Below are 216 nucleotides of genomic sequence, written 5' to 3' on the forward strand. Positions count from 1 at the left end.
TCACCGATGAACTTGAAGCCGGTCAGGGTGCGGCGCAGTTCCACACCATATTTGGCTGCAATGGGCGTTGCCATATCGGTGGAAACGATGGTGGTCACGGCCACCGGATGGGCGTGACCCAGGTGACCGTTGTTCCCGAACAGGAAAAGCCGGATGGAGATTTTCCCACCTGTCCTTACCCCAACCCCGAGATCCGGGAGGCCATGGAAACCGGCC

1 protein-coding gene is annotated in these 216 nt (G+C 59.7%); it reads right to left on the minus strand.

Annotation, left to right across the window (positions count from 1 at the left end; translation table 11 throughout):
* Positions 1–74 (minus strand): hypothetical protein (locus H6B10_RS17725; RefSeq protein WP_430661809.1); only part of this gene is annotated, 74 nt, incomplete at its 3' end.
* Positions 75–216: the final 142 nt, after the last annotated feature.

Origin of the sequence: Gemmiger formicilis (assembly GCF_016901605.1) — a bacterium.
In the GTDB taxonomy this organism is placed as follows: Bacteria; Bacillota; Clostridia; order Oscillospirales; family Ruminococcaceae; genus Gemmiger; species Gemmiger formicilis_B.